The organism is Mesorhizobium sp. M0208, from assembly GCF_040322015.1.
Lineage (GTDB): Bacteria > Pseudomonadota > Alphaproteobacteria > Rhizobiales > Rhizobiaceae > Mesorhizobium.
In genome coordinates this window covers 84,440-109,979 of record NZ_JAMYSP010000014.1, presented here as the reverse complement: position 1 = coordinate 109,979, position 25,540 = coordinate 84,440, and the positions used below count along the sequence as shown (strand labels likewise).

General features: G+C 62.1%; 25 protein-coding genes. 13 read left to right on the top strand and 12 right to left on the bottom strand.

The features are described 5' to 3' along the window. Positions 1-42: 42 nt before the first annotated feature. The 4 genes from NKJ17_RS16420 to aspS all read left to right on the top strand — a co-directional run bounded on the left by NKJ17_RS16420 (position 43) and on the right by aspS (position 5,101). Positions 43-1,311, top strand: coding sequence for an ABC transporter substrate-binding protein (locus NKJ17_RS16420; RefSeq protein ID WP_352506532.1), 1,269 nt, complete (start codon positions 43-45; stop codon positions 1,309-1,311). A gap of 20 nt (positions 1,312-1,331) precedes the next feature. Further along, entirely contained in the window at positions 1,332-2,252 is a 921-nt protein-coding gene (locus tag NKJ17_RS16415) for a carbohydrate ABC transporter permease (protein ID WP_352689434.1), read from the top strand. A 19-nt stretch (positions 2,253-2,271) separates the two neighbouring features. Then, a complete protein-coding gene (locus tag NKJ17_RS16410; RefSeq protein WP_352689403.1) occupies positions 2,272-3,096 on the top strand; it encodes a carbohydrate ABC transporter permease in 825 nt (274 codons plus the stop codon). A gap of 214 nt (positions 3,097-3,310) precedes the next feature. After that, positions 3,311-5,101: an aspartate--tRNA ligase gene (aspS, locus tag NKJ17_RS16405; protein WP_352689433.1), complete on the top strand. Its 1,791-nt coding sequence runs from the start codon at positions 3,311-3,313 to the stop codon at positions 5,099-5,101. A 76-nt stretch (positions 5,102-5,177) separates the two neighbouring features. On the opposite strand, the gene NKJ17_RS16400 is transcribed toward aspS, so the two are convergent. Further along, on the bottom strand, positions 5,178-6,371 hold the full coding sequence (locus NKJ17_RS16400; RefSeq protein WP_352689402.1) for an aq_1923 C-terminal domain: 1,194 nt from the start codon (positions 6,369-6,371) through the stop codon (positions 5,178-5,180). A 369-nt stretch (positions 6,372-6,740) separates the two neighbouring features. Between NKJ17_RS16400 and parC the strand changes: the two genes are divergently transcribed. Continuing rightward, complete coding sequence (gene parC, locus NKJ17_RS16395) at positions 6,741-8,993, top strand: DNA topoisomerase IV subunit A (protein ID WP_352689401.1); 2,253 nt, start codon at positions 6,741-6,743, stop codon at positions 8,991-8,993. Positions 8,994-9,272: 279 nt separating this feature from the next. Continuing rightward, on the top strand, positions 9,273-10,493 hold the full coding sequence (locus tag NKJ17_RS16390; protein WP_352689400.1) for an AI-2E family transporter: 1,221 nt from the start codon (positions 9,273-9,275) through the stop codon (positions 10,491-10,493). Here NKJ17_RS16390 and NKJ17_RS16385 read toward each other — a convergent pair. From NKJ17_RS16385 to NKJ17_RS16375, 3 genes are all read right to left on the bottom strand, one after another. Next, positions 10,481-11,377 (bottom strand): DMT family transporter, encoded by an 897-nt coding sequence (locus NKJ17_RS16385; RefSeq protein ID WP_352689398.1) that lies wholly within the window; start codon positions 11,375-11,377, stop codon positions 10,481-10,483. The genes NKJ17_RS16390 and NKJ17_RS16385 overlap by 13 nt on opposite strands. Before the next feature lie 122 nt (positions 11,378-11,499). Continuing rightward, positions 11,500-12,264: an arginyltransferase gene (locus tag NKJ17_RS16380; protein ID WP_023717252.1), complete on the bottom strand. Its 765-nt coding sequence runs from the start codon at positions 12,262-12,264 to the stop codon at positions 11,500-11,502. A 138-nt stretch (positions 12,265-12,402) separates the two neighbouring features. Then, positions 12,403-12,873, bottom strand: coding sequence for an RDD family protein (locus tag NKJ17_RS16375; RefSeq protein ID WP_352506527.1), 471 nt, complete (start codon positions 12,871-12,873; stop codon positions 12,403-12,405). A 210-nt stretch (positions 12,874-13,083) separates the two neighbouring features. Here NKJ17_RS16375 and sthA point away from each other — a divergent pair, with 210 nt between their 5' ends. Further along, a complete protein-coding gene (sthA, locus tag NKJ17_RS16370; protein WP_352506526.1) occupies positions 13,084-14,472 on the top strand; it encodes a Si-specific NAD(P)(+) transhydrogenase in 1,389 nt (462 codons plus the stop codon). Positions 14,473-14,481: 9 nt separating this feature from the next. Here sthA and NKJ17_RS16365 read toward each other — a convergent pair whose 3' ends face one another. Next, positions 14,482-15,156: an alpha/beta hydrolase gene (locus NKJ17_RS16365; protein ID WP_352689395.1), complete on the bottom strand. Its 675-nt coding sequence runs from the start codon at positions 15,154-15,156 to the stop codon at positions 14,482-14,484. 216 nt (positions 15,157-15,372) lie between these two features. Between NKJ17_RS16365 and NKJ17_RS16360 the strand changes: the two genes are divergently transcribed. Further along, complete coding sequence (locus NKJ17_RS16360) at positions 15,373-16,548, top strand: OpgC family protein (RefSeq protein WP_352506524.1); 1,176 nt, start codon at positions 15,373-15,375, stop codon at positions 16,546-16,548. 23 nt (positions 16,549-16,571) lie between these two features. Here NKJ17_RS16360 and NKJ17_RS16355 read toward each other — a convergent pair whose 3' ends face one another. Beyond that, a complete protein-coding gene (locus NKJ17_RS16355; protein ID WP_352506523.1) occupies positions 16,572-17,654 on the bottom strand; it encodes a LacI family DNA-binding transcriptional regulator in 1,083 nt (360 codons plus the stop codon). Positions 17,655-17,818: 164 nt separating this feature from the next. Here NKJ17_RS16355 and NKJ17_RS16350 point away from each other — a divergent pair, with 164 nt between their 5' ends. Together NKJ17_RS16350 and NKJ17_RS16345 are read left to right on the top strand one after the other, a co-directional pair. Further along, positions 17,819-17,962, top strand: coding sequence for a hypothetical protein (locus tag NKJ17_RS16350; RefSeq protein WP_352506522.1), 144 nt, complete (start codon positions 17,819-17,821; stop codon positions 17,960-17,962). Between the two features lie 63 nt (positions 17,963-18,025). Beyond that, positions 18,026-18,169 carry a hypothetical protein gene (locus NKJ17_RS16345; protein WP_352477145.1) on the top strand — a complete coding sequence of 48 codons (144 nt, stop codon included), beginning with the start codon at positions 18,026-18,028 and terminating at the stop codon, positions 18,167-18,169. Between the two features lie 70 nt (positions 18,170-18,239). Here NKJ17_RS16345 and NKJ17_RS16340 read toward each other — a convergent pair whose 3' ends face one another. Beyond that, positions 18,240-18,611, bottom strand: coding sequence for a DUF423 domain-containing protein (locus NKJ17_RS16340; protein WP_352506521.1), 372 nt, complete (start codon positions 18,609-18,611; stop codon positions 18,240-18,242). 53 nt (positions 18,612-18,664) lie between these two features. Continuing rightward, entirely contained in the window at positions 18,665-19,924 is a 1,260-nt protein-coding gene (locus NKJ17_RS16335) for a multidrug efflux MFS transporter (protein WP_352506520.1), read from the bottom strand. Positions 19,925-20,105: 181 nt separating this feature from the next. Here NKJ17_RS16335 and NKJ17_RS16330 point away from each other — a divergent pair, with 181 nt between their 5' ends. Both NKJ17_RS16330 and NKJ17_RS16325 read left to right on the top strand, forming a co-directional pair. After that, a complete protein-coding gene (locus tag NKJ17_RS16330) occupies positions 20,106-20,768 on the top strand; it encodes a GntR family transcriptional regulator (protein ID WP_352506519.1) in 663 nt (220 codons plus the stop codon). 97 nt (positions 20,769-20,865) lie between these two features. Then, on the top strand, positions 20,866-21,123 hold the full coding sequence (locus tag NKJ17_RS16325) for a DUF982 domain-containing protein (RefSeq protein WP_023674477.1): 258 nt from the start codon (positions 20,866-20,868) through the stop codon (positions 21,121-21,123). Between the two features lie 51 nt (positions 21,124-21,174). On the opposite strand, the gene NKJ17_RS16320 is transcribed toward NKJ17_RS16325, so the two are convergent. Next, a complete protein-coding gene (locus tag NKJ17_RS16320) occupies positions 21,175-21,333 on the bottom strand; it encodes a hypothetical protein (RefSeq protein WP_254817539.1) in 159 nt (52 codons plus the stop codon). Positions 21,334-21,453: 120 nt separating this feature from the next. Beyond that, on the bottom strand, positions 21,454-22,497 hold the full coding sequence (locus NKJ17_RS16315) for an aldo/keto reductase (RefSeq protein ID WP_352689393.1): 1,044 nt from the start codon (positions 22,495-22,497) through the stop codon (positions 21,454-21,456). A 279-nt stretch (positions 22,498-22,776) separates the two neighbouring features. On the opposite strand from NKJ17_RS16315, the gene NKJ17_RS16310 reads away from it, so the two are divergent. Continuing rightward, entirely contained in the window at positions 22,777-23,250 is a 474-nt protein-coding gene (locus tag NKJ17_RS16310; protein WP_352506518.1) for a polyphosphate kinase 2 family protein, read from the top strand. Positions 23,251-23,295: 45 nt separating this feature from the next. Here the strand turns inward: NKJ17_RS16310 and NKJ17_RS16305 are convergent, their stop codons facing one another. Both NKJ17_RS16305 and hemB read right to left on the bottom strand, forming a co-directional pair. Beyond that, positions 23,296-23,943: a dihydrofolate reductase family protein gene (locus NKJ17_RS16305; protein WP_352506517.1), complete on the bottom strand. Its 648-nt coding sequence runs from the start codon at positions 23,941-23,943 to the stop codon at positions 23,296-23,298. 515 nt (positions 23,944-24,458) lie between these two features. Beyond that, positions 24,459-25,490 (bottom strand): porphobilinogen synthase, encoded by a 1,032-nt coding sequence (gene hemB, locus NKJ17_RS16300; protein ID WP_352506516.1) that lies wholly within the window; start codon positions 25,488-25,490, stop codon positions 24,459-24,461. Between the last annotated feature and the right edge of the window lie 50 nt (positions 25,491-25,540).

The following is a 25,540-nucleotide window of genomic DNA, read 5'->3' as shown; positions in this document are numbered from 1 at the left end:
TTCTGCTGCCCGGCCTGAAGCTCCAAAGGGAGGTCCGCCGTCATGAAATTTCATCCCGCATTTGCGGCATTTGCCATGGCCGCAGTTCTGGCGGCCGGGCCGGCGCGGGCTGTCGACCTCGCCATGGTATCCGGCGATACCGGCAACGGCCAGAGAATCCTTCGCGAGATCCTCGATCAATACGAGAAGAAGACCGGCAATAAGGTTAGCGTCGTTCCGCTGCCTCCCTCGGCGACGGACCAGTTTGGCCAATACCGGCTCTGGCTCGCCGCCGGAAGCAGCGACGTCGACGTCTATCAAACGGACATCATCTGGGCCCCCCAGCTTGCAAGGCAGTTCATCGACCTGACCGAAGCGACCAAGGATGTCGTTGGCACCCATTTCCCATCGATCATCAAATCGCAGACCGTGGACGGCAAGCTGGTCGCCTTGCCGATATTCACCGACGCTCCGGCGCTCTACTACCGCAAGGATCTCCTCGACAAATACGGCGCCAGGGTCCCGGCCAACTGGGCTGAACTTGCCGATACCGCCAAGCTTGTCATGGACAAGGAGCGCGCGGCCGGCAACAAGGACATGTGGGGTTTCGTTTTCCAGGGCAACGCCTATGAGGGGCTGACCTGCGATGCACTCGAATGGGTGAAGTCGAACGGCGGCGGCCAGATTATCGAGCCGGACGGCACGATCTCCATCAACAATCCGCAAGCAGTTGCGGCGCTGGAAATGGCGAGGAGCTGGGTGGGAACCATCTCGCCGCCCGGCGTTCTGGCCTATCAGGAAGAAGAGTCGCGCGGAGTCTGGCAGACCGGCAACGCCGTCTTCATGCGCAACTGGCCCTATGCCTACGCGCTTGGCAACAGCGAAAGCTCCCCCATCAAAGGCAAGTTCGAGGTGACCACGCTGCCGCCGGGGTCGGGCGAGGGCGCCCGCCCGGCAGCAACGCTTGGCGGCTGGAATCTCGCGGTTTCCAGATATTCGAAGAACCCGGATGCAGCGATCGATCTGGTCAGATGGATCGCCTCGCCGCAGATGCAGAAGTACCGCGCCTTGAAGGGGGCATATCTGCCGACCATCCAGGCACTCTATGACGATGCCGACATCGCCAGCGCCCAGCCGGTGATTCCGCGCTGGAAGGAAGTCGTCCTCAACGCGGTGCCGCGTCCCTCGGCCCAAGCCAAGAGCAGGTACAATGAGGCATCGAGCGAGTTCTGGACCGCCGTCCACAACACCATTTCCGGCGAGGGCACGGCCGCCGACAACCTTGCCGATGTGGAGTTCTCCTTGACCAGGCTCAAAGGCACCGCCTGGTGACCTCGCCGCGCTCAGGCTCGATGCTGGCGCGTCAGCGTGCGCGCTCGGCATGGCTGCTGCTTGCCCCGACGCTCATCGTGCTCGCCGCCGTTGCCGGCTGGCCGTTGATGCGCACGATCTATTTCGGCTTCACCGATGCCTCGCTCGCCGACCTCGAAGCCCGCCGCTGGGTTGGTTTCGCCAACTATTTCTCCGTCGTGCAAATGCCGAGCGGCCGCGTCATCTACGACGGGCTGCTCGCCGATCCGGTCTGGTGGCGCGCCGTCTGGAACACCGTGCGCTTCGCGGTGATTTCGGTGACCTGCGAGACGGTGCTCGGCATGATCGTCGCGCTGGTGCTCAACACGAGGTTTCGCGGCCGCGGCATCGTGCGCGCCGCGATTCTAATCCCTTGGGCCATCCCGACGATCGTCTCGGCGAAAATGTGGCAGTGGATGCTCAACGACCAGTTCGGCATCATCAACGACGTCCTGCTCAAGCTCGGCCTGATCAGTACAAAAATCGCCTGGACCGCCAGCGCCGACACGGCGATGGTCGCCGTCCTCGTTGTCGACATCTGGAAAGCGACCCCGTTCATGGCGCTTCTCATTCTCGCCGGCCTGCAGATGCTTCCACAAGAAATCTACGAGGTCGCCAAGCTCGACGGCGTCGGCGCGTGGAAAGTTTTCTGGAAGATCACCTTGCCGCTCATCCGACCGGCGTTGATGGTGGCCATGATCTTTCGCGGTCTCGATGCCCTGCGCATCTTCGATCTGATCTACGTGCTCACGCCAAACAACATACACACCAAGTCGATGTCGGTGTTTGCCCGCGAGAGCCTGTTTGAGTTCGACAAGTTTGCCTACGGTTCCGCCGCCTCGACGTTGCTCTTCCTTATCCTCGCTCTGCTGACCATGCTCGTTCTTTGGCTCGGCCGGATAAGACTGGACAAGGACTATTGATCATGTGGGACCACTGACCATGTGGATCGTCAAGCGCACGGCTTTCTACCTCCTCGTCGCCGTTATCGTCGTCGTCGCGGTGTTCCCGTTCTACTACGCCATCATCACCAGCCTGAAATCGGGGACCGCGCTCTTCCAGGTCGACTATTGGCCGACGACGATTACCTTCAGCAACTACAGGACCGTATTCACCGAGGGGACTTTCCTGCGCAACCTCGTGAACTCGCTGTTCATCTCGAGCGCCGTCGTCTTCATTTCGCTGTTCCTCGGCGTCACCGCTGCCTATGCACTGGCGCGCATCCGCTTCAGAGGCCGTTCGGCGCTGCTCCTCATCATCCTGTCCGTCTCGATGTTCCCGCAATTGGCGGTGGTTGGCGGGCTTTTCGAGCTAATCCGCATCTTCGGCCTCTACAATTCGCCGTTCGCGCTAATCTTGTCCTACATGATCTTCACCTTGCCGTTCACCGTTTGGGTGCTCACCGCCTTCGTTCGCGACCTGCCGATCGAGCTGGAGGAAGCGGCGATCCTCGACGGCGCCACGCCCCGGATCATCATCAGCCGCGTCTTCCTGCCGCTGATGTGGCCGGCACTGGCGACCACCGGGCTCCTCGCCTTCATCGGTGCTTGGAACGAGTTCCTGTTCGCCCTGACGTTTACCTCCAGCAACGAGCAGCGAACCGTGCCGGTCGCGATCGCGCTGCTCTCCGGCAGCTCGCAGTTCGAGATCCCGTGGGGCAACATCATGGCCGCATCGGTGATCGTCACCGTGCCGCTTGTCGTCCTCGTTCTCATCTTACAGCGCAAGATCGTCTCCGGTCTCACGGCGGGCGGGGTGAAGGGGTGAGTGCATAGTTGAACTGCCGGCACAGAGCAGCGAACTCAGATTGACGCCTCTGGCATAAATTGATGCCGGTGGGATAGGGGCGGGAAGAACGCGAACTCGGCCCAGCCGCCGCTTGCCTTGACAAATGCACCCTCTCATGTGCTTTTCGCGCAAATTTTCAGGCTGGGCCATCATGCCTCGGCCGCAACCCAACATCCGGACTTTAAGAATGACAATGCATCGTTACCGCAGCCATACCTGTGCCCAGTTGAGGAAGGTCGATGTCGGCTCGACCGTTCGCCTGTCGGGTTGGGTGCATCGCGTGCGCGACCATGGCGGACTGCTGTTCATCGATTTGCGCGACCATTACGGTCTGACCCAGATCGTCGCCGATCCGGATTCGCCTGCCTTCAAGATCGCCGAGACCTTGCGCGGCGAATGGGTCGTCCGCGTCGACGGCGAGGTCAAGGCGCGCCTCGCCGACACCGTGAACCCCAATTTGCCGACCGGCGAGATCGAGGTTTTCGCGCGCGAGATCGAAGTGCTGTCGGCGGCCAGGGAATTGCCGCTGCCGGTCTTCGGCGAGCCGGACTATCCGGAGGACATCCGCCTCAAATACCGCTTCCTCGATCTGCGCCGCGACACGCTGCACAAGAATATCCTCGCGCGGACGAAAATCATCGCCGAGATGCGCAAGCTGATGGGCGAGGTCGGCTTCACCGAATTCTCGACGCCGATCCTGACCGCCTCATCGCCGGAAGGCGCGCGCGACTTCCTGGTGCCGTCGCGCATCCACCCCGGCACTTTCTATGCGCTGCCGCAGGCACCGCAGCAGTACAAGCAGCTGATCATGGTGTCCGGCTTCGATCGCTACTTCCAGATTGCGCCGTGCTTCCGCGACGAGGACCCGCGCGCCGACCGTCTGCCGGGTGAATTCTACCAGCTCGACGTGGAGATGAGCTTCGTCGAGCAGGAGGATGTGTTTACCACCATGGAGCCGGTGATGCGGGGGGTGTTCGAGACCTTTGCCGCCGGCAAGCCGGTGACGCAGAAGTTTCCGCGCATCGCCTATGATGTCGCCATGCGCAAATACGGCACCGACAAGCCGGACCTGCGCAACCCGATCGAGATGCAGGCCGTCTCTGATCATTTTCGCGATTCCGGCTTCAAGGTATTTGCCAACATCCTTGCCAACGATCCGAAGGCCGAGGTCTGGGCCATTCCGGCCAAGACCGGCGGGTCTCGCGCCTTTTGCGACCGCATGAACTCATGGGCGCAAGGCGAGGGCCAGCCCGGCCTCGGCTACATCTTCTGGCGCAAGGAGGGCGAGAAGCTCGAAGGCGCCGGGCCGCTGGCCAAGAATATCGGCGAGGAGCGCACCGAGGCGATTCGACAACAACTCGGCCTTGCCGATGGCGATGCCGCCTTCTTCGTCGCCGGCGATCCGAAGAAGTTCGTCTCCTTCGCGGGAGCGGCGCGCAGCCGCGCCGGCGAGGAGCTCAATCTTGTCGACCGTGATCGCTTCGAATTGTGCTGGATCGTCGACTTCCCGTTCTTCGAATGGAACGAGGAGGAGAAGAAGATCGACTTCGCGCACAATCCGTTCTCGATGCCGCAAGGTGGCATCGATGCGCTGAACGGCGAGGATCTGCTCGGAATCAAGGCGTTCCAGTACGACATGGTCTGTAATGGTTTCGAGATCGCCTCAGGCGGCATCCGCAACCATCTGCCCGAAACCATGGTCAAGGCGTTCGAGACGGTCGGGCTTGACCGCGAGACGGTCGAGGAGCGCTTCGGTGGCCTCTACCGCGCCTTCCAGTATGGCGCGCCGCCGCATGGCGGCATGGCGGCAGGCATCGACCGCGTCGTCATGCTTCTGGTCGGCGCGAGGAACCTGCGCGAAGTGACGATGTTCCCGATGAACCAGCAGGCCTATGACCTGTTGATGAACGCGCCGTCGGAGGCCAGCCCGCAGCAGCTTCGCGAATTGTCGCTGCGCGTCGTGGCGACGAAGAAAGAGGTTTAGGAAACGCTCCGAACCGATGCTGTTGATTCATAAAAAAGCCCGGCATCGCTGCCGGGCTTTTGCTTTGGGATCTCGGTCAGTCTTCGTTTGCCGTAACCGTCACGCCAAGCGTTTTCGGCAGGTCGAGCGGGTTGGACATGGCGCCCGCCATGATCAGCGCGAACGGCACCGCCGCCGGCGGCTCGGCCGAGACCTCGATGCTTTGCGGATCGTCGAGGAATTTGTTGACCGCGGCCGAAACCTGCGCCGTCAGTTCCGGATTGTTGAGCTGCGCCATGCCGAAGGGCACGATCGCCTTGGCCTGGTTGGCAATGTCCTTGCCGGACATGCCTTGCTGCTTGCCGGCATAATCGAGCACCTTTTTGGTCAGCGAATCATCATCGAAGCGGATCGAGGCGCTGTTGAACGAAAGCTGCTGCAGCAGCCCGAGCATGGCCATGCCTTGCGCCGAATTGTCGGCGCCTTCGGGCTGCGCCGCCATCTTCTTCTGCATCTCCTGCAGTGATTTGATGACGTTCAGCGTGTAGCCGCCGAGATCGAAGGTCATGCCGAGCGTGCCGGCATTGTCGACCGATATTTCGTATTTCGACAAGTCCATCCTGCCGTCGGTAGGCTGCCAGGTGCCTTCCATCTCAAGATTGCCCGATATGTTCTGGTAGCCGAGCGCGTTGATGACTTCCTTGGACTTCGGATCTTCGACCAGTGTCAGGTCGGCAGTGAATTTTTCCGTGGTGCCGGAAAACGCCAAGGCCTTGCCGTCGGCCGGCGGCGTGATTGCGATGGCAAGCCCGTCCATCGAGAAAGCGGTCTTGTCGGCCACCTTGACGGTCATGTTGTCGAGCTCGGCCGATTTGTAAATCATCAGCGAGCCCAGCGGGCCGCTTGCGCCTTCGGCCGGAACCGTCATGTCGTGGATGACGAAGGGGCTGAGATTGAGCGTGACGCCATCCTCGCTATGTTCGAACGGCGACGTCGACACGGTCGCGATTTGATAGCCACCATTGGCTTCGGTCACCCCTTCGAGCTTGACGTCGCCGATCTTGAGCGCCTCCTTTTCGGCCGCCGGTTTGACCGCCACGCCTTGCAGAACCATGCTGGAGGTGTCGCCGGTTACTCCGGTCCAGGAGAGGTCGACACCCTGGGCGGCGAGGGCAGCCTTCAGCCGGTCGGCGACCGCGGTATCCTGCGCGAATGCCGCATTCAGCGGCAGCGTCAGCAAAAAGGTCGAAAAAGCCAGTCTTTTAATAAGTGTCGAGTGCCTGATCGTCATCGAGAGCTCCCCTGAGAGTGTCCTGAAATTCTTTTCAAATCGTCGCGTCGTCACCATTCGGCGACGAACTGGACCGGAAAAAGGCGGGCCTCGGCACAATGATCGAAAATCGCGGCTAAAGGCAAACCCGATCCATCAGGCTTGCGATAGAAGCAGGATGTAACGGGTTGATGTTGGCCGGCGTCGCGACGCTCCCAATTCCCGTTGCATAATGGATGTCGCGCAAAGTGTGCAGCGGTTTTGCGATGACGACATGCATCAAAACAAGGACCTAAAGCGTCGCATGAGGCCGGTCGAACGCGACGCGCTTTAGGAGGAGGCATACTGGTGCCTCTTGCCGCGAATCACCCGCTCGGCTAGTGCCAGCCCATGGGAAAAAGGCTTTTGCCGCCCGAGAGTGGCGGCGGCGACAATATCGAGCCGGTCGATCTGAAGAAGGCGCTGGAAGAGCGCTATCTCGCCTACGCGCTGTCGACCATCATGCATCGGGCGCTGCCGGACGTGCGCGACGGATTGAAGCCGGTGCATCGTCGCATCATGCATGCTATGCGCTTGTTGCGGCTCAACCCCGACCAGGGTTTTGCCAAATGCGCCCGCATCGTCGGCGAGGTGATGGGCAAATTCCATCCGCATGGCGACCAGTCGATCTACGACGCGTTGGTGCGGTTGGCGCAGGATTTTTCGATGCGCTACCCGCTGGTCGACGGGCAGGGTAATTTTGGCAATATCGACGGCGATAACGCCGCCGCCATGCGCTACACCGAAGCGCGCATGACCGAAGTGTCGACGCTGCTTTTGGAAGGCATCACCGAGGATGCGGTCGATTTCCGCCCGACCTACAACGAGGAAGACGAGGAGCCGGCGGTGCTGCCCGGCGCCTTCCCGAATCTGCTTGCCAACGGCTCGTCCGGCATTGCCGTCGGTATGGCGACCTCGATTCCGCCGCACAATGCGGCCGAGCTTTGCGACGCCGCGCTTCACCTGATCGATCATCCGGATGCGCCCGTCACCAAGCTGATGGACTTCGTCCAGGGGCCGGATTTCCCGACCGGCGGCATCATCGTCGACAGTCGAGCCTCGATCCTCGAAGCCTACGAAACGGGTCGCGGTGGCTTTCGCGTCAGGGCGAAATGGAGCCAGGAGGATCAGGGCAGGGGCACCTGGAACATTGTCGTCACCGAAATTCCCTATGGCGTCCAGAAGGCCAGGCTGATCGAAAAGATCGCCGAGCTCTTGATGGCACGCAAGCTGCCGCTGCTCGAGGATATCCGCGACGAGAGCGCCGAGGACATCCGCGTCGTGCTGGTGCCGAAGAGCCGCTCGGTCGATCCCGGCATCATGATGGAATCGCTGTTCAAGCTGACCGAGCTCGAAAGCCGCTTTCCGCTCAACATGAACGTGTTGTCGCGCGGCAAGGTGCCGAACGTGCTGTCGCTGAAAGGTGTGCTCAAGGAATGGCTGGAGCACCGCCGCGACGTCTTGATCCGCCGCTCCAAGCACCGCCTCGGCGAGATCGAGAGGCGGCTGGAGATCCTCGCCGGCTATTTGATTGCCTACCTCAACATCGACGAGGTGATCAGGATCATCCGCGAGGAGGACGAGCCCAAGCAAGTGATGATGGCCCGCTGGTCACTCACCGACACCCAGGCTGAAGCCATCCTCAACATGCGTCTGAGGGCGCTGCGCAAGCTCGAGGAATTCGAAATCCGCGAGGAATTCAATGGTCTGACCGGCGAGAAGAAGCAGATCGAGGCACTGCTTGCGTCCGACGCCAAGCAGTGGGCGACGATCAAGTGGGAAGTCGCCAATGTTCGCCAGAAATACGGGCCCGAGACCGACATCGGCAAACGCCGCACCGAGTTCGCCGACGCACCCGAGCATGACCTGACCGATATCGCCCATGCCATGATCGAGCGCGAGCCGGTCACTGTGGTCGTTTCGGAAAAGGGCTGGCTGAGGGCCATGAAAGGTCATCTGACCGACCATTCGGCCCTGACCTTCAAGGAAGGCGACAGCCTCAAGCTCGCCTTCCATGCCCAGACCACCGACAAGGTGCTGGTCTTCACCACCGGCGGCAAGTTCTACACGATCGGCGCCGACCGGCTGCCCGGCGGGCGTGGCCATGGTGAGCCGATCCGCATCATCGTCGACATGGACAACGACCAGGATATCGTCACCGCCTTCGTCCATGATCCCAAGCGCAAGCTGCTGCTGGTGTCGCATGACGGCAACGGTTTCATCGTGCCGGAAGAAGAAGTCGTCGCCAACACCCGCAAGGGCAAGCAGGTGATGAACGTCAAGGCGCCCGACGAGGCCCAGCGCTGCGTGAGCGTCGCCGGCGACCATCTCGCCATCGTCGGCGAGAACCGCAAGATGCTGGTGTTCCCGCTGGCCGAGATCCCGGAGATGGGGCGCGGCAAGGGCGTGCGCCTGCAGAAGTACAAGGATGGCGGCGTCCTCGACCTCAAGACCTTCACGCTCGCAAGCGGCCTGTCCTGGCAGGATTCGGCAGACCGCACCTTCATCAAATCGCGTGACGAGCTTGCCGAATGGGTCGGCGCCCGCGCCTCGGCCGGCCGCATGGTGCCGAAGGGGTTCCCGCGCACGGGGAAGTTCGGGTGAAGCGGTATCTCCCCCCTTGAGGGGGAGATGTCGCCGAAGGCGACAGAGGGGGTCGGAACGTCCAGACACGACCCTTATCGCAGACGGAGGGGACTGGCGCCTCACGTATCGCAGACAGAGGAGGCTGGCGTCTCACGCTCGGCGACCCCCCTGGCCTGCCGGCCATCTCCTCCTCAAGCGGGGAGATTAGCAGCTCTACCCAATCATTTGGAATGTCGTCACGATTGCTGCACTATATCAGTGCATAAGCGACGCTATGGGCCAGGGAGAATTGGGAGCTTGAAGGAAGTCAGGATACAGAAGCCGGAGCGGCAGCAGCGCCTGTTTGGCCTGTCGACGCCGCTCAGGGCCGCTGTCATTCCGCCGCTGTCGGCGGCGCGCTGGCTCCTGGTGCTGATCGTTGCCGCTGGCGTTTACTTCTTCCACGGCTTCCTGTTTCCGGTCCTTGCCGCCCTGGTGATCGCCTTCGCCAGCTGGCCGCTCTACCGACGGCTGCTCGCCGGCGTCGGCGGCAACCGCACGATCGCGGCGACGCTTGCGATCTTGTTCATCCTAACCTTCCTGGTGGTGCCGATCGCGCTTGCCGGCACCTACGCCATCAATGAGGTGCGCGAATGGGTCAACTGGTCGATCGAGACCAACCGCTACGGTGCGCCGACGCCGCACTGGATCGCCACCATGCCGGTGGTGGGCGAATGGCTCAATGAACAATGGACGGTTAACGTTGGCCACCCTGGCGGTATCGGCGAACTGATCCAGCTGATCAGCGGCGCCAATATCGGCAGCATCTACCGCGGCGTGCTTGCCGCGGGCGGCAGCGCCTTCGGCCTTTTGCTGACGCTGCTGTTCATGATGATCGCGCTGTTCTTCGCCTATCGCGACGGCGAGCATTTCGCCGGACAGGTCGATCGCCTCGGCGAACGCATCCTGCCGGCCAGATGGGAACGGATCTCACGCGTGGTGCCGGCGACGATCTCCTCGACGGTGACCGGCATGACTGTTATCGCCATCGGCGAAGGGCTGGTGCTGGGTATCGCTTACTGGTTGGCCGGCGTGCCGTCGCCGGTGACGCTCGGCGCGCTGACCGGCATCATGGCGCTGATCCCCGGCGGCGCGCCCCTGTCCTTCACGCTGGTCTCGATCTATCTCGCTGCCAGCGGCTCGCCGATGGCGGGGCTGGCGCTGTTCGTCTGGGGCGCGGTCGAACTCTTCATCGTCGACAAGACATTGCGCCCGAAGCTGGTCGGCGGGCCGATAAAGCTGCCCTTCCTGCCAACCTTTTTCGGCCTGATCGGCGGCGTCAAGACAATGGGCTTTCTCGGCCTGTTCATCGGCCCGGTGCTGATGGCCCTGCTCGTCGCAATCTGGCGCGAATGGCTGCGCGAAGTGGAACTGACCGATGAACTCGCTGCCGCCGAACCGGCGGAGCACGATGACGCGCCGCCGCAGATCGAAATTGTTGCCGAGCGCGCGGCCGCGAAAAAGAATCAGGCCGGGTGACTGACGGCGAACGTGGCGCGGCGTTTGCGCCCCTCGTGCAACTGCCAGAGCGAATGGCCGATCAAAGTCATGATTAGGATCGCGCCGCCGATCAGGCTGTTGCGCGACGGTGTTTCGGCGAAGATCATCCACACCCAGACCGGCGCCAGCACGGTTTCTAACAGGTAGAACATCGCCACTTCCGGCCCGGAGATGTATTTCGGGCCGTTGGCGAGGCAGAAGAAAGAGATCGGCATGATGACGGCACCGTTGAAGACGATCCACCACGGCGCGTTGACGTGGAAACCCACCTTGGAAACCATCAGGGTGGCGACGGCCAGCGGCAGGACCACTCCGATCAGCGCCGTGAAACCCATATCCTTGCCGCTTGCGCGCGAGATAGTGATGGCCGCTGCGATCATGAAAGCCGAGCATAGCGCCATCAGGTCGCCGAAGAGATGTCCGGTTCCAACGGAATCGCCGACAATGATCGTCACGCCGACGATCATCAGTGCCAGCGCTGCAAGCGTCAGGGGCCGTGGCCTCTCCTTCAGGAACAGCCATGACAAAAGGGCCGCGAACATGGTTGTGAACGCCAGGATGAAAACGAGGTTGGCGGTCGAGGTGCTGTAGACGCCGGTGATGAAGGCGATCGAGCCGAGCCCGTAGAGGGCGGCAACGATGAGCCCTGACCAGCCCGGGATAAGCTGCGGCGCCTTTGCGCTCAGCGAGCGCCAGACGGCCCAGATGATGAGCGTGGCGACGAAGGTCGTACCGGTGCGCAACAGCAGGATCGTCCATGCCTCGCCATCGGCGAGCCGGATCAGCGGAATGTCGACCGTCAGCGTCAGCCCGCCGATGGCGGTGATCAGAAGGCCTCTCTGGTGCTCGTTGTGGGAAGACATGCGGCAATTCTCGCGTAGGCTTGGAGGCGCAAAATTGACCTGCCCGGTTTCCAGCCGATCGGCCGGAAGCCCAGCGGGCATCTTCCTCGAAACAATTTAAGACTGAATACCGAAAGCGAAGATCAGCGCGAAACCGCTTCGTGATTGTAGCGTTCCCAACCTTTCGGGCCGAGATGCTCCTGCGGCTGGAAGCGCATCTTATAATTCATCTTGCGCGAGCCGTTGACCCAGTAACCCAGGTAGACATGGGGCAGGCCCATCGCCCTGGCGCGGGCGATGTGGTCGAGGATCATGAAGGTGCCGAGCGAGCGGTCCTCGAAGTCCGGGTTGAAGTAGGAATAGACCATCGACAGGCCATCGGCCATCTTGTCGGTGAGCGCCACGGCGATCAGCTCGCCCTGGCCCTTGCCGGTGATGAAGCTGTCGGGTCCGCGGCGACGGTATTCGATGACCTTGGTGTCGACATGGGTATCCTCTACCATCATGGCGTAGTCGAGCACGGTCATATCGGACATGCCGCCACGGCGATGGCGGGCGTCGAGATAGCTGCGGAACAGCGAATACTGCTCGGTGGAGGGCTCGGCGTCGTGCATGGCGCCGACCAGATCCGAATTATGCTGTATGACCCGTTTCATGTTGCGGCTGGCGGTGAATTCCTGCGCCAGGATGCGCACCGACACACAGGCGCGGCAGGTCTCGCAAGCCGGCCTGTAGGCGATGTTCTGCGACCGCCTGAATCCACCCTGCGTCAACAGATCGTTCATTTCCGGGGCCTTGTCGCCGACCAGGTGTGTGAACACCTTGCGCTCGAACTGGCCCTCGAGATAGGGACATGGCGAGGGCGCGGTCAGAAAGAACTGCGGCGACTGGGTCGGGTGCTGCGTCATCGAGCCTTGGAAACACTCCTGCGAATCGCTCTACCTTTGGCGCGGAAGCCGAAAAATTCAACAGGATTGTGAAAGCCTGGTTGATTGGACGTCTTCACATTTGTGCGCAAAGGCTGCGGCCGCGCTTCAAAAGTCTGCTCAGCGGCCGCTGCGGCTGACGACAGTGCCGAGCAGCAGGTCGTGCAGCGTGCGCTTGCGATCGGAAAACAGGCTCACCAGCAGGACCAGCGGCGAAAGGATGACATTGCCGGCCCAAAACAGCACCGAATGCACGACGGCGGTCAGCCCGTCGATGGGGCTGCCGTCGAGTCGGTCGAGCCGGATGCCCATTATCTTCATGCCGGTGGTGGCCTGGTCTTTACTGCCGAGCGTGTTCCAGATGTAGAGGATGGCGACGGCTGGCACGAGAATGGAAAACAGCATCCAGCCGAGGCCGAGCGTCAACAGCCCGAACAAGAACACCAGGATCGCGAATGGAATGGTGAGCAGCGCCACGATGAAATAATCGATGAAGAAGGCGAGAATGCGCCGCGTGCGTACGCCCTCATAGGCGCTGATATCTTCGAGCCTGCTGGTGATGATTTCGCCGTCGAGAACGCGAGCGTTCATGTCATTTCCTCGTAATCGAACCCGGGTTAATGCACGGGGCCGCTTGTGGATGAAATGGTGAAGGTTCGCGGCGGAATCAAGATCGAGCCGTCCACCATGTAGATGGTGACGGAGCACTTGGCGCCGTCTGTGACTTGTTGAATTTGTGGCGCGGATAGCGTTAGCTTGCTGCGGCGCAACAAAAGCGCCAAGCCGAGGGGACGGGGCGACATGGACTACGACATGCTGGTCATCGGCAGCGGCCCATCCGGGCGCCGCGCCGCGGTGCAGTCGGCCAAGCTCGGCAAGTCGGTGCTGGTGGTCGACAGAGGCCGGCGCCTCGGCGGCGTGTCGGTGCATACCGGCACCATCCCGTCGAAGACGTTGCGCGAGACGGTGCTCAACCTCTCAGGCTGGCGCGAGCGCGGCTTTTACGGTCGCGGCTACCGGGTCAAGCAGGACATTTCGGTTGGCGATCTGGTCGAGCGCCTGCATAAGACGCTCGACCATGAGGTCGAGGTGCTGCAGCACCAGTTCATGCGCAACACGGTCAAGAGCGCACGTGCCGCGGCAAAATTCCTCGGCCCCAACAAGGTCAGCCTGACCACCGACACCGGCGACTACAGCGAGGTTGGCTTCGCCCATGCGCTGATCGCGGTCGGCACCCGGCCGCACCGGCCGCGCGACGTGCCGTTCGACAAGACACGGATCTTCGACAGCGACGAGATGCTGGAGCTCGACCGCCTGCCGCGCACTCTGACGGTGATCGGCGCCGGCGTCATCGGCGTCGAATATGCAACGATCTTTTCGGCGCTCGACGTGTCGGTGACGCTGGTCGAGCCGCGCAATACCATGTTGGATTTCGTCGACCGCGAGATCGTCGACGACTTCATCCATCAGATGCGCGACCGCGGCATGACCATCCGCTTGGGCAGCGCCGTCAAGGAGATCGCCTCGAAACCCGATCATGCCGAGGTGATGCTGGCCGACGGCCGCACCATACGTTCCGAGATGGTGCTTTATGCTGCAGGGCGTACCGGCAATGTCGGCAGCCTGGGCTTGGAAGCGGTCGGCATTGAGGCCGATCCCAGGGGCCGCATCAAGGTCGATCCGCAGACGTTCCAGACAAGCGCGCCCAACATCTATGCCGCCGGCGACGTCATTGGTTTTCCGAGCCTGGCCTCGACTTCGATGGAGCAGGGCAGGGTGGCCGCCTGCCACGCGTTCGGCGTGCCGTTGCCGCCGCCGCCCGAAACCTTTCCCTATGGCATATATGCCGTGCCGGAAATCTCCACTGTCGGCCAGTCCGAGGAGCAGGTGCGCGAGAGTGGTGCAGCCTATGAGGTCGGCGTGGCGCGGTTTCGCGAGACCTCGCGCGGCCACATCATGGGCGTCAACACCGGCTTTCTGAAGCTTCTGTTTTCGATCGAAACACGCCGTCTGCTCGGCGCCCATATTGTCGGCGAGGGCGCGACCGAACTCATCCACATTGGCCAGGCGGTCATCAATCTCGGTGGCACTGTCGACTTCTTCGTCAACAACACCTTCAACTATCCGACGCTGGCCGAAGCCTACAAGATCGCCGGGCTGGACGCCTGGAACCGCATGGGGCGAGGCTAGCTTCGAGGCTTATCGATCTGACGTTGCAACGGCGGCTGCAGGATCTGCCAGCCACCGCCTGACGATCGCGGCGTCCGGATTGCCGATTTCATGGCCGGAGGCGACGGTGTGGGCCTCGACTTTGGCGCCATGCCGGCTGAGCAGTCCGACCAGCGCGAGTGCGAAGGGCCGGTAAATCAGGTCGTCGGCGCCGGATAAGATTACCACCCGTGCGTTGCTGAGATCCGCCGGCGGCACCTCGTCCAGAACCGGCATCGGGCGCAGCAAAGCCGCTTGGACGATCAGCCGCGGATGAAGCAGCATCACGCTTGAAACCAGGTTGGCGCCGTTGGAGTAGCCGATAAAGGAGGCTCGGGCGAGATCGAGGTCGTGGCGTTTCGCGGCCTTGGGGATGAAGTCAGCGAAAGCGTCCGCCTCTTTGCGGATGCTGTCCTGCTCGAATCGTATCGGCGAAATCCGCCTGAACCAGCGGAAACCGTCTTCCTGGGCGATGCGGCCACGCACCGCCACCAAGGTGGCGTGCGGCGAGACTTGGCGCCCCAGCGGCACCAGAGTCGTCTCGTCGACACCCGATCCATGCAGCAGAAAGAGGCACTCTCCGGTTGGTGCTGCGGGCCTGTAAACGCGATAAAAAAATGGCAGGTCGCGCCGCAAAAAGTCATCTTCCGGAGGTTTTTCGGACATAGTTGCATCCTTTTGTTTTCACGATGTTTCATTCATTTGCCGGCTTCAAAACGGAATATTTTCAAGCTCCGCGAAAGTTGATTGAACCGGGCGCATTTCAGTCCGTTTCTTTGCCGATATAATCCCCGCGGGAGGGATTCGAAGCAGTGTGCGCCGGGTGGTCGCCCGGGTGGTCGCATACCGCGCATGAACAACCAGCTTTAAGGCCTTTTATCGATGACCATGCCAGTTTCGCCGGAACGCGATACGCGTATTGACGTGTTCCGGGCACTCGCCCTCCTGACCATATTCATCGACCACGTGCCGGGCACAGTTTTCGAAACCCTGACCTACAAGAATTTCGGGTTTTCGGATGCGGCCGAGGCCTTCGTGCTGATCTCCGGCATGTCCGTCGCTCTTGCCTACGGCACCAGATTCCAGCCGGGAAACCGGTTGGTCGCAACGCTGAAGATGTGGCGCCGCGCCGGCGTGCTCTATGTCACCCACATCGTCACGACGATGGTGGTCATGGCCATCTTCTGCGCAGCGGCGGTGTTTGCGAAACGGCCGGACCTTCTGACGCTGATCAACATCGAGCCGCTCGTCAGGAATCCGCCGCAAGTCCTGGTCGGTGTCGTCACGCTCGGCCATCAGCTCGGTTACAACAACATACTGCCGGTCTATGCGGTGCTGCTGTTGATGGCGCCGGCCTTCCTGCTGTTCATCAGCTACAGGCCACTGGCCGCGCTTGCCGTGTCCGCAGCCCTTTGGCTGGTTGCCGGAATCTACCAGATCGCGCCGCCGAACTACCCGGAGCCCGGGTTCTGGTTCCTCAATCCGCTGTCATGGCAATTGCTGTTCAATATCGGCATGGCCAGCGTGTTGCATGTGCGGCGCGGCGGCACCATCCCGGTCAATCGATGGCTGGTCGGCGCGGCGGCCGCCTATGTGCTGACGGCGCTCGTCTGGGTGCATAGCCCGCTGTGGGGGCATGTGTCATGGCTCGACCTGCCGGTGGTGCTGACCGGTTTCGACAAGACGTTCCTGTCGTTGCCGCGGCTGCTGCACATCCTGGCGATGAGCTATCTGGTCGTCGCCTTGCCTTTCGTCTCGAACCTGTTCCGCACCGGCCGCGACAATCCGCTCGCCATATTGGGCAAACGCTCGCTGCCGGTTTTCATTGCCGGCACGGTGATTGCCATGGCGGCGCAGGTGATGAAGCTGATCAACCCGGGCGGCATTGCCTATGACAGTCTGCTGCTCGCCGCCGGCATCGCCATGCAGTTCGCGCTCGCCTTTTATCTGGAGTGGCTGTCCGCAATCGGCTGGTCCGGCAAGGGCAAGCCGGTCCGCAACGAGGCGCTGCCTGTTCGTCCATCCTTTGGCATCGGTCCCATGGCGGCCAATAGATAAGATTTGGAGCCGATCTGCCCCAGTCAGCCTGTACTTGGCGGTGGTCCGGACGATGCCCTGACGACAAGTTCGACGTCGAGCGTTTCTCGCCGCACCGTGCCGTCGAAGTCGAGGATTCTTCGCGCTGCCCGGCGGCCGATCTCGGCGATCGGCTGGGCGATGGTGGTGAGCGGAGGCTCGCAAGTTGCGGCTTCAGGCACGCCGTCGAAGCCGACGACGGAAACATCGCGGGGAACCGCGATGCCCCGTGCGTTGAGCCATTCCAATGCCACCATTGCGATCCGGTCCGACATCGCCAGGATGGCGGTCGGCGGTTCCGCCGAGGCGAAGATGGTTTCAAGGCCAGCCCTTGTGCTCGCCTTATCGTTTTCGGTCTCGTAGACCGGCACTTTGGTGGTGTCGACACCAAACCGGGAAAGCTCTTCGAAATAGCCGAGGAGGCGATCACGGGTTCCGGTATAGGACGCCGTCCGGACCTGCTCGGGCGAGACAAGACCGGTGCTGTCGTCGGCGAAGGCCAGCGACAACACGGCGAAGCGGCGATGTCCAAGTTCCGCCAGATGGCGCGCCGCGAGCCGGCCGCCGGCAACATTGTCGATACTGATCGCGGAGACCGTGTCGTCCTGCGAGCCGAGCTCGAGCGCGACGAAGGGGAGCTTTCGTTCGCGCGTCAGCTCAACGAGACGCGGACCGCCCTCGATGCAGAACAGGATGAAGCCGTCCACGAGGGCGCTCTGGATATTCCAGGCAAGTTTTTCCTCGTTGCCAGCCGACACGAGGGCTATTCCCGCGCCGGTGGCGTCGCAGGCCTCCGAGATGCCGGCCATCATCACGCGGGCAAACGGGTCGTCGAAGAAATAAGACAGCGGCTCGGTTGTGGCGACGCCGATTGCATTGACCTTGCCGGCGCGCAGCAGGCGGCCCTTGGGATCCGGGCCGGCGTAGCCCAGCGCGTCGGCCGCCGCCTTGACCCGCTCGCGGACCTCCTCGCGCACGATTTCGGGACGGCTGAAGACATTGGAGGCAGTGCCGTGCGATACGCCCGCGGCCTTGGCGATGTCCGCCAGCCGGATGGGCCTCCTGCCGCCTTCGGTGAGTGATGCCATTTGTTTGTCTCCAGGACTCCTGTCCAACAGTATCGCCGATTACCTAACATCTTCCTTGGATCGATTCAAATTTCTGCTTGACATTTATAATGTGACGCGTATTCTTGAATCGATCCAAGAGCGGTTTTTATCCGCAGATTGGATCGATACAAGAGGAGAGCGCCATGCACCCCGTCAATTATCTGTTCGAGGACATTTACCGGAACGACTGGAGCATCCGCTCGGGCGCGGATGTCCGTAAGGGGCGCGACAGGACCGGTCCGTGGATTCGCGACCTGCGTTTCCTCGTAGGGCGCAAGCGGAGCTGATCGGCGGCCTATTATTTGTGCCCGCGCATTGGATCGATTCAAAAAGCTAGAGGACATTAAGCCATGCATCCGATCAAGCATCTGTTCGAAGACATCTATCGCAATTATTGGGGCATCTCGCCGGCCACCGAACGGCTGGAGCGACGGCGTATAGTCAAGACGCCCAAGCGCGACGGCCAAGTCCGGCCCGAACGTCCGCAAGACTGAGCTGGCAAGACAGAGCTCGTGGATCGAGCGCGGCTGGCGAAAAGAGCAGCGGCCGCCATTGGTTGCCGCATCAATGGCGGCGCGGGTGTACCAGCGCCGAGGCGGCCATCACGAGCCAGCCGCCGATGAGCAACGTGCCGCCGATCGGCGCCGACATCGGGAACAGCCGCGAGCCAAGGAAGTCGCGGGCCAAAAGATCTCCCGAGAAAAGCAGAAGCCCGACGAGAAGGATGAGGCTTCCGGTTCGCAGGATTCTATTGCCACCGAGCAGCCCGACGGTAAGGAAGACCGGCGCATGCATGAGCAGGAAGGATGCGGCCGTACCGACGAAAGCGCCGCCGAGATGTGCCGCCGCCGCCGAAAGAGCCACGCCGGTTGCGCCGCATAGGCTGCCGGCAAAAATCAGAATGCGACTGCCCGCCGTCTGTTCAGCCATGCTCATTTCCACGCCTCCGCGATTCCTGGCGACCGCCTGAGATAGTGCGGCGAACCGTGTCAGGATTTGCCGGCTTCCGCCAGCATGGCGCGTTCGCGGCGCGACTGGACCAGCCAGTTATAGGCCGCTCCGCCCGCCATCAGCACCGATGTGCCGAGAAACACCGAGCGCATACCGAAATGGCCGCCGACGAAGCCGCCGAGCAACGGTCCGGCGACCTGCCCGACATATTGCGCCGAGATCGACAAGCCCAGCACATTGCCGCCGACGCCGTCTGGCACATTGTGGCGGATGACGCTGGTGATGCAGGGCACGAGACCGCCAAGCGCCAGGCCCATCAAGAAACGCAGGCCGACGAGTTGCCAGCCCTGCGTAACGAAGGCCTGCGGGATCAGGAGCAGCGCCGAGACGGCGAGTGCGGCAACGATTACGTTCCAATGGCCGATACGGTCGGCGAGCTTGCCGAGCCGCGACGCTGACAGGATGGCGCCGAGCGCTGCCGCGGACATGACGATGCCGGAGATCAGCGTGACCTGGCTCTGATCTTCGATGAGCTGTTGGACATAGACGGTGATGATCGGCTCGATCGACATGGTGGCAAAACTCAACAGCATGCCGGTCGCCAGCATGGCGACGACGGGGCGCTTGTCGGGAATCTGCGACCAGCCGCCTCTCGCTTTTTCTTGTGACGCCGCCTTGACGGCAACCGGGCGAGGGGCCTCCCTGATCAGCAAGGTGGTTGCCAGAAACGCCAGGAAAATGACGCCGCCGGCGAGCAGGAAGGTGGCGCGGATTCCAATCAGCGGCGGCAGCGCGCCGCCGAGCAGCGGACCGACCAGAGCACCGGCGGTTATGCCGGCCGACAGCACGCCCAGCGCCCAGCCAGAGCGATCCTTCGGCGTCTGCATGGCAACCAGGATGGTCGAGCCCGAAGAATAGCCGCCGGCAAAGCCGATCAGCAGGCGCAGGAGCACCAATTGCCAGACGGTCTGCACCATGCCGGTCAGCGACATGCACAGCGCCATGCCGAAACTGGCACGCACCAGCATCAGTTTGCGGCCGTAGCGGTCGCCTAGCCGCCCCCACAAGGGCGCAACCAGCGCGGCAGCAAGGAAGGTGGCGCCGTAGGCAATGCCCGACCACTGGACGATCGCCGCGTGACCCTCGGCGCCCAACTGCTCGACGTACAGCGGCAGGAAGGGCAACAGCAGCGTCATCGCTACAAGCGTGCTGAACGAGCCGGCAAAACACACGGCGAGATTGCGACGCCAGTGGACGTTGTGCGTGCCTTGCGTGGCGAGGGTGGCGTCTTGCGGCATGTCCTGTCCTGTCCCGCCGGCTTGGATGAAAACTTGTTGTGGATCCCATTTTGGTATACCAGATTGGTATCCATCATGGACGCAAGGCTGGTCGCTGTCAATGCGGCCCCTGCAAAGGGATCGGCAACAAATGGCCGGTGAACAGAGAGCCAATGAACCGGCTCCAACAAAAGGAACGCCAATGTCGCAGATGCAAAACGTCGAAAAGCAGCTTCGCGAGATGATCCTCGGGCTCGAGATCGGTCCCGGCGAGCGGCTGACGGAGCGCTGGGTCGAAAGCCGTTTCGGCGCCTCGCGCACGCCGGTCAGGGCGGCATTGCTGCGGCTCGAGACCGAAGGCCTGATCTGCCGCGACGGCCGCGGCTGGACGGTCTCGCCTATTAATCTCGCCGAACTCGAGCAGATCGCCGTCTATCGCGAGGCGGTCGAGGTCGCGGCGCTCAGAATAACTTGCACCTTGCAGGACCGGAGTGCCGTCGAAATCATTGAGGGGATGCTCGATTCTTGCGACGACAAGACGCCGCGCGAGGAATGGCATCGCGTCGGCATGGACTTTCATATCGAGTTGGCGCGTCTGTCCGGCAACGAGTTTCTGTTCAGAGCGGTTCGCGACGCGATGACACGCCTGTCGCGCGCCCGCTGGCTCGAGGTTCGCGACGAGGCAGCACTTGGCCGTGCCTGGGCCGAACACCATGCCATTCTGTCGGCGGTACGGGCCGGCGATGCCGATAGCGCTGCCCGCCTGCTTTCAACCCATATCATCGGCAGCCGCGACCGGCTGGTGACCTCGCTGCGCAACGACCGGCGCGGCCTGCGCGCCCGGGGATTTGCCGTCGTCGCTTGAGTGAGGATCCGCGGCCATTGATGACGAAAAAGGGCAGATGAGCGAAGAATGCTACTTTCGGTCTCGCTTCGCAAATGCCGATGGCGTAAGAGCGGCGATGGAAAACAACCGATTTGACACACCCGTGACCGTCAAGGGCGCGGCAGGAAGCAATCAGCTCTTGCGTACGGCCCGCGAGGCTTCCGACTACCTCCTCAACAATTGGCCCGGCAAGCGCAGCCCCAAGCACCGCGAAGCGCTGCAGGCCTGTCATGATGCGCTGGCCGGCGACAAGCCGGCCATGAACGCAAGACGGGCCTTCATTGCCGCCGCTCGTGAAGTGAACGTCTTCGTCAGCGACAAGGCGCCCGCCTGAGGCATAGCGGGATTTGACCGAGGCCCGGACCGCCTGACAGGCCGGGCGTCATCACTCGGCCGTTTCGGTTTTGGTTTGGGACTCGCTCTCGCCCTCGGGCTTCGATCGCTCCTTGGCTGCGACCTTGGCAGCCTGCTTTTCCGCCTTCTTGGCAGCCTTCTGCCGGTCGCGTTCCTTGCGTTCCTGACCGTAGTTCGGTGCTCGTGCCATATCGGTTCCTTTCATTGTGCTTGGCCTTTGCCTAGGAGCATTGGGCCGCAAACACAACACCGCAAGGCACGATCGGCTCCATATCTCGGCGCAGTCCGGGAACCTGGCTTCAGGCTGTTTTCAGGCGCCGTCGCGGTCGAGGACGAGATCGGCCGGACCGAACCGGTCCTTTGCCGTGAATTGCTGGTGCCAGTAAGGATAGAGCACGGGCGGCCTGCTGACCGCGTCGAGGCGTGTGCGCTCCTCATCGCCAAGCACAAGGCTTGCAGCGGCGATATTGTCTTTGAAATGCGCTTCGGTTCGTCCGCCGATCACCAGCGAGCTGACGGCGGGCCGACCGAGCAGCCAGGCAAGCGCAACCTGCGCCGCCGACACACCGTGGTTGTTGCCGATGTCGATCAGCGCGTCGACGATCCGCCACAGCCGGTCCTCGTCGCGGATCGGCGGTTCCGACCAGCCGCTGAGCTGGCGGGCGGTCGGCTGGTCACGGTGGTATTTACCGGACAGCAACCCGCCGGCAAGCGGGCTCCAGACCAGCACGCCGAGCCCTTGGTCGACCGAGATCGGCAACAATTCATACTCGGCCTCGCGCGCTTCCAACGTGTAATGGATCTGCTGGGTGACGAAGCGCGGCTGGTGATGACGGTCACTGATCCCCAGCCCCTTCATCACTTGCCAGCCGGAATAATTGGAGCAGCCGACATAACGGACCTTGCCCTGCGCGACCAGCGTGTCGAGCGCGGCGATGGTTTCCTCTAGCGGTGTCAGGCCATCCCACTCGTGCAGGAAATAGATGTCGATGACATCGGTCCTGAGGCGCTTCAGGCTCCTCTCGCATTCGCGGATCAGATGGTAGCGCGACAAGCCTTCATCGTTGGGGCCTTTGCCGATCCGCATGCGTGCCTTGGAGGCGATCAGCACGTCGCCCTTGCGCTTGCCTCCGAGCGCCTCGCCGATGATCTCTTCCGACACGCCGTTCGAATAGACGTTGGCGGTGTCGATAACATTGACGCCGGCATCGATGCAAAGGTCGATCATCCGACGCGCCTCGTCGAGGTCGGTCTTGCCGACCGCCGAAAACGCGCCGCCGCCGCCGAATGTCATTGTCCCCATGGTCAGCGTCGAAACCTTCAGCCCGGAACGGCCGAGAGTGCGGTATTCCATGTCGTATCCTCACGATTTATCGGGAAAGGGCGTTGCAAACGACAGCCCTCAATGAACCGGGCATTTGTAGGATAATTCGTTCCGCTTGTCGCCAGTTCCGCAGGGCAAGCTCGATCACATCTTTCGGATTGAACGCACAGCCAGCGCAGCAGTGGCTGCAATAAAACCGTCATTGCCGGCCTATACTAACATCGGTTCAGCGCTTCGATTTCCGGCCGCCGGGCCGGGCGGCGGAGCGCCTGACAGCGGCCGGCAAGGACTGTAAGCGGAGCAGCGCAAATGATCGAGATAAAACAGAATTCCCCGGCCGGGGACTGGCTGGAAGCGGAACTCGCCGACACGCTCGACGAAGATTATAAGCTGGAAATCTCGGAGCCGGCGCTGTCGATGGAGATCGCCAAGATCTACAAGAATGCGCATCCGCCATCGATCGACCGCCTGCAGTATTTTCGCGATCTCATCATGCTGCAATCCGAATTGATCAAGCTGCAGTCCTGGGTCGCCTATCACAAGAAGAAGCTCGTCGTGGTCTTCGAGGGCCGCGACTCGGCGGGCAAGGGTGGCGCCCCGTGGTTCATCGTCGAGGGCAACGACAAGAAACGGGCACGGCTGAACTGCATCGACCAACTCCTCAAGCAGATGCCTTATGAGGAGGTGCCGCACGAAGAGATCATACTGCCGGAGCGCGTCTTCAATCCCGAATACGAGCGCCAGGTACTGCCGCGCGAACTGTATGTGCCGGAGAAGTACTGACTAAAGCGGCGAGGAGGGCGCTGCTCTGTGGCGCCCTGCGACAAGCTAGGCACGTTCGATGATGACGTGCGTGGCTTTCGGCGTCGCGACCTGCTCGCTGCAGCGATAGCCGAGCTTGGGCATGTCGATGCCGGCAAAAAGGTTCTCGCCGGCGCCGAGCAGGACCGGTGAGATCGCCAGATGCAATTCGTCGATGAGCTTTTCCTGGAGATATTGCCGGATCGTGGCGACGCCGCCGCCGAGCCTTATGTCCTTGCCGTCAGCCGCTGCTTTCGCCTTTTGTAGCGCTGAGTGGATGCCATCGGTCACGAAATAGAAGGTCGTGCCGCCCTCCATTACAATCGGATCACGCGGATGATGCGTGAGCACGAAGACCGGCACATGGTAGGGCGGGTTGTCACCCCACCAGCCTTTCCAGCTGTCATCCGGCCATTCGCCGCGGATTGGCCCAAACATGTTGCGGCCGAGGATCCATGCGCCGACGTTTTCGAAGCTGCGTGCGGCGAACGCCTCGTCAGTGTCCGTGGTCCCGCCATCCTTGCCGAGGACCATCTTGCGGAAAGTGCGGGTGCCGAACATCCATCCGTGCAGGGCTTCCCCGCCAACACCCAGCGGGTTCTTCAGGTCTTGGTCGGGACCGGCGCCGAAGCCGTCGATCGACAGGGTGAAAGCGCTGACGCGAAGTTTGGACATGAGAGCCTCCTCGATAACCAATTGTGACATGCAAGCAGTTATCGGGTTAGCTTAACTGATTGCATTTTGCAAGCGGTGTTTTTGGATCGCCGGCTAGCGATGAACGGCTGGGCCACAACCGCCAATCTCCCAACGCTGGCGATTGGCCATAACCAACCATCCCGTCGTCATCCTGGAGCGAAGCAAGGAGCGAAGCGACGCGGCGCAGACCCTAGGATCCATGCCGTGACATCGGCCGAAGAATACAGCGGCCCAGAACGACGAACCACGCGAATGGAGATCAAGAAGACCAATCCGGAATGGGCCGAACTTTTTCGGAGAACCGGATGGGTGCGTTCGTTTTCGATCCGCCGGAGCGCTGCCGCCAGGTCACGGCATGGATCCTAGGGTCTGCGCCGCGTCGCTTCGCTCCTGCTCCGCCCCAGGATGACGAGGGGGAGGGAGGATTCGGCCAATCCCGAAGGTTTACGACAGGCCCCATCCCATGCACCAAAGTCCCAAAACGATGCGATCACCTATCCCTTCAGCATCGCCGCTACTTCGGGCGCAAAGTAGGTGAGAATCCCGTCGCAGCCGGCGCGCTTGAACGCGAGCAGCGATTCCAGCATCGCCTTGTCGCCGTCGATCCAGCCATTGGCGGCGGCGGCCTTGATCATCGAATATTCGCCCGAGACCTGATAGGCGAAGGTCGGCATTTGCAACTCGTCCTTCAGCCGGCGGATGATGTCGAGATAGGGCAGGCCGGGCTTGACCATCAGCATGTCGGCGCCTTCGGCTAGATCCTGCTCGGCCTCGCGCACCGCTTCGTCGGAATTGGCGTGGTCGATGTAATAGGTCTTCTTGTCGCCCTTGAGCAGGCCGGCGGTGCCGACCGCCTCACGATAGGGGCCGTAAAAGGCGGATGCGAACTTGGTCGCATAGGACATGATCGCTACATCCTGAAATCCATTGGCGTCGAGCGCATCGCGGATGGCACCGATCCGGCCGTCCATCATGTCCGAGGGGGCAATGATGTCGGCCCCCGCCGCCGCCTGAATGACGGCCGCCGCCGACACCTGCTCCACCGTTTCATCATTGACGATAATGCCCTCGCGCAAGATGCCGTCATGGCCATGCGAGGTGAACGGATCCAGCGCCGCGTCGGTGATGATGCCGATCTCCGGCACCGCCCGCTTGATGGCGCGGGTGGCGCGGTTGATGATGTTTTCGGGATCGAGGATGTGCGAACCGGTCTGATCGCGCAGGCCGAGCTCCACATTGGGGAAAGTGGCGATCGCCGGAATGCCAAGCTTGGCCGCGCGCTCAGCCTCCTTGACGGCGAGGTCGAGCGACAGGCGGAACACGCCGGGCATGGCGGCGATCGGTTCGCGCACTTGTCTGCCGTCGACGACGAAGATCGGCCAGATCAGATCGTCGACCGAGAGCCGGTTCTCCTGGACAAGGCGGCGCGACCAATCGGCCTTGCGCATGCGCCGCAGCCGCCGGCTGCCGGTGATCTCGTCGACGCTGCGCGCGCCGGCAGGCTTTGCAGGTGTGAATTTGTTCATCGCCAAAACTCCGGACGGGCGGCTTTTACCACGAGCCTTCGCTGCTGACC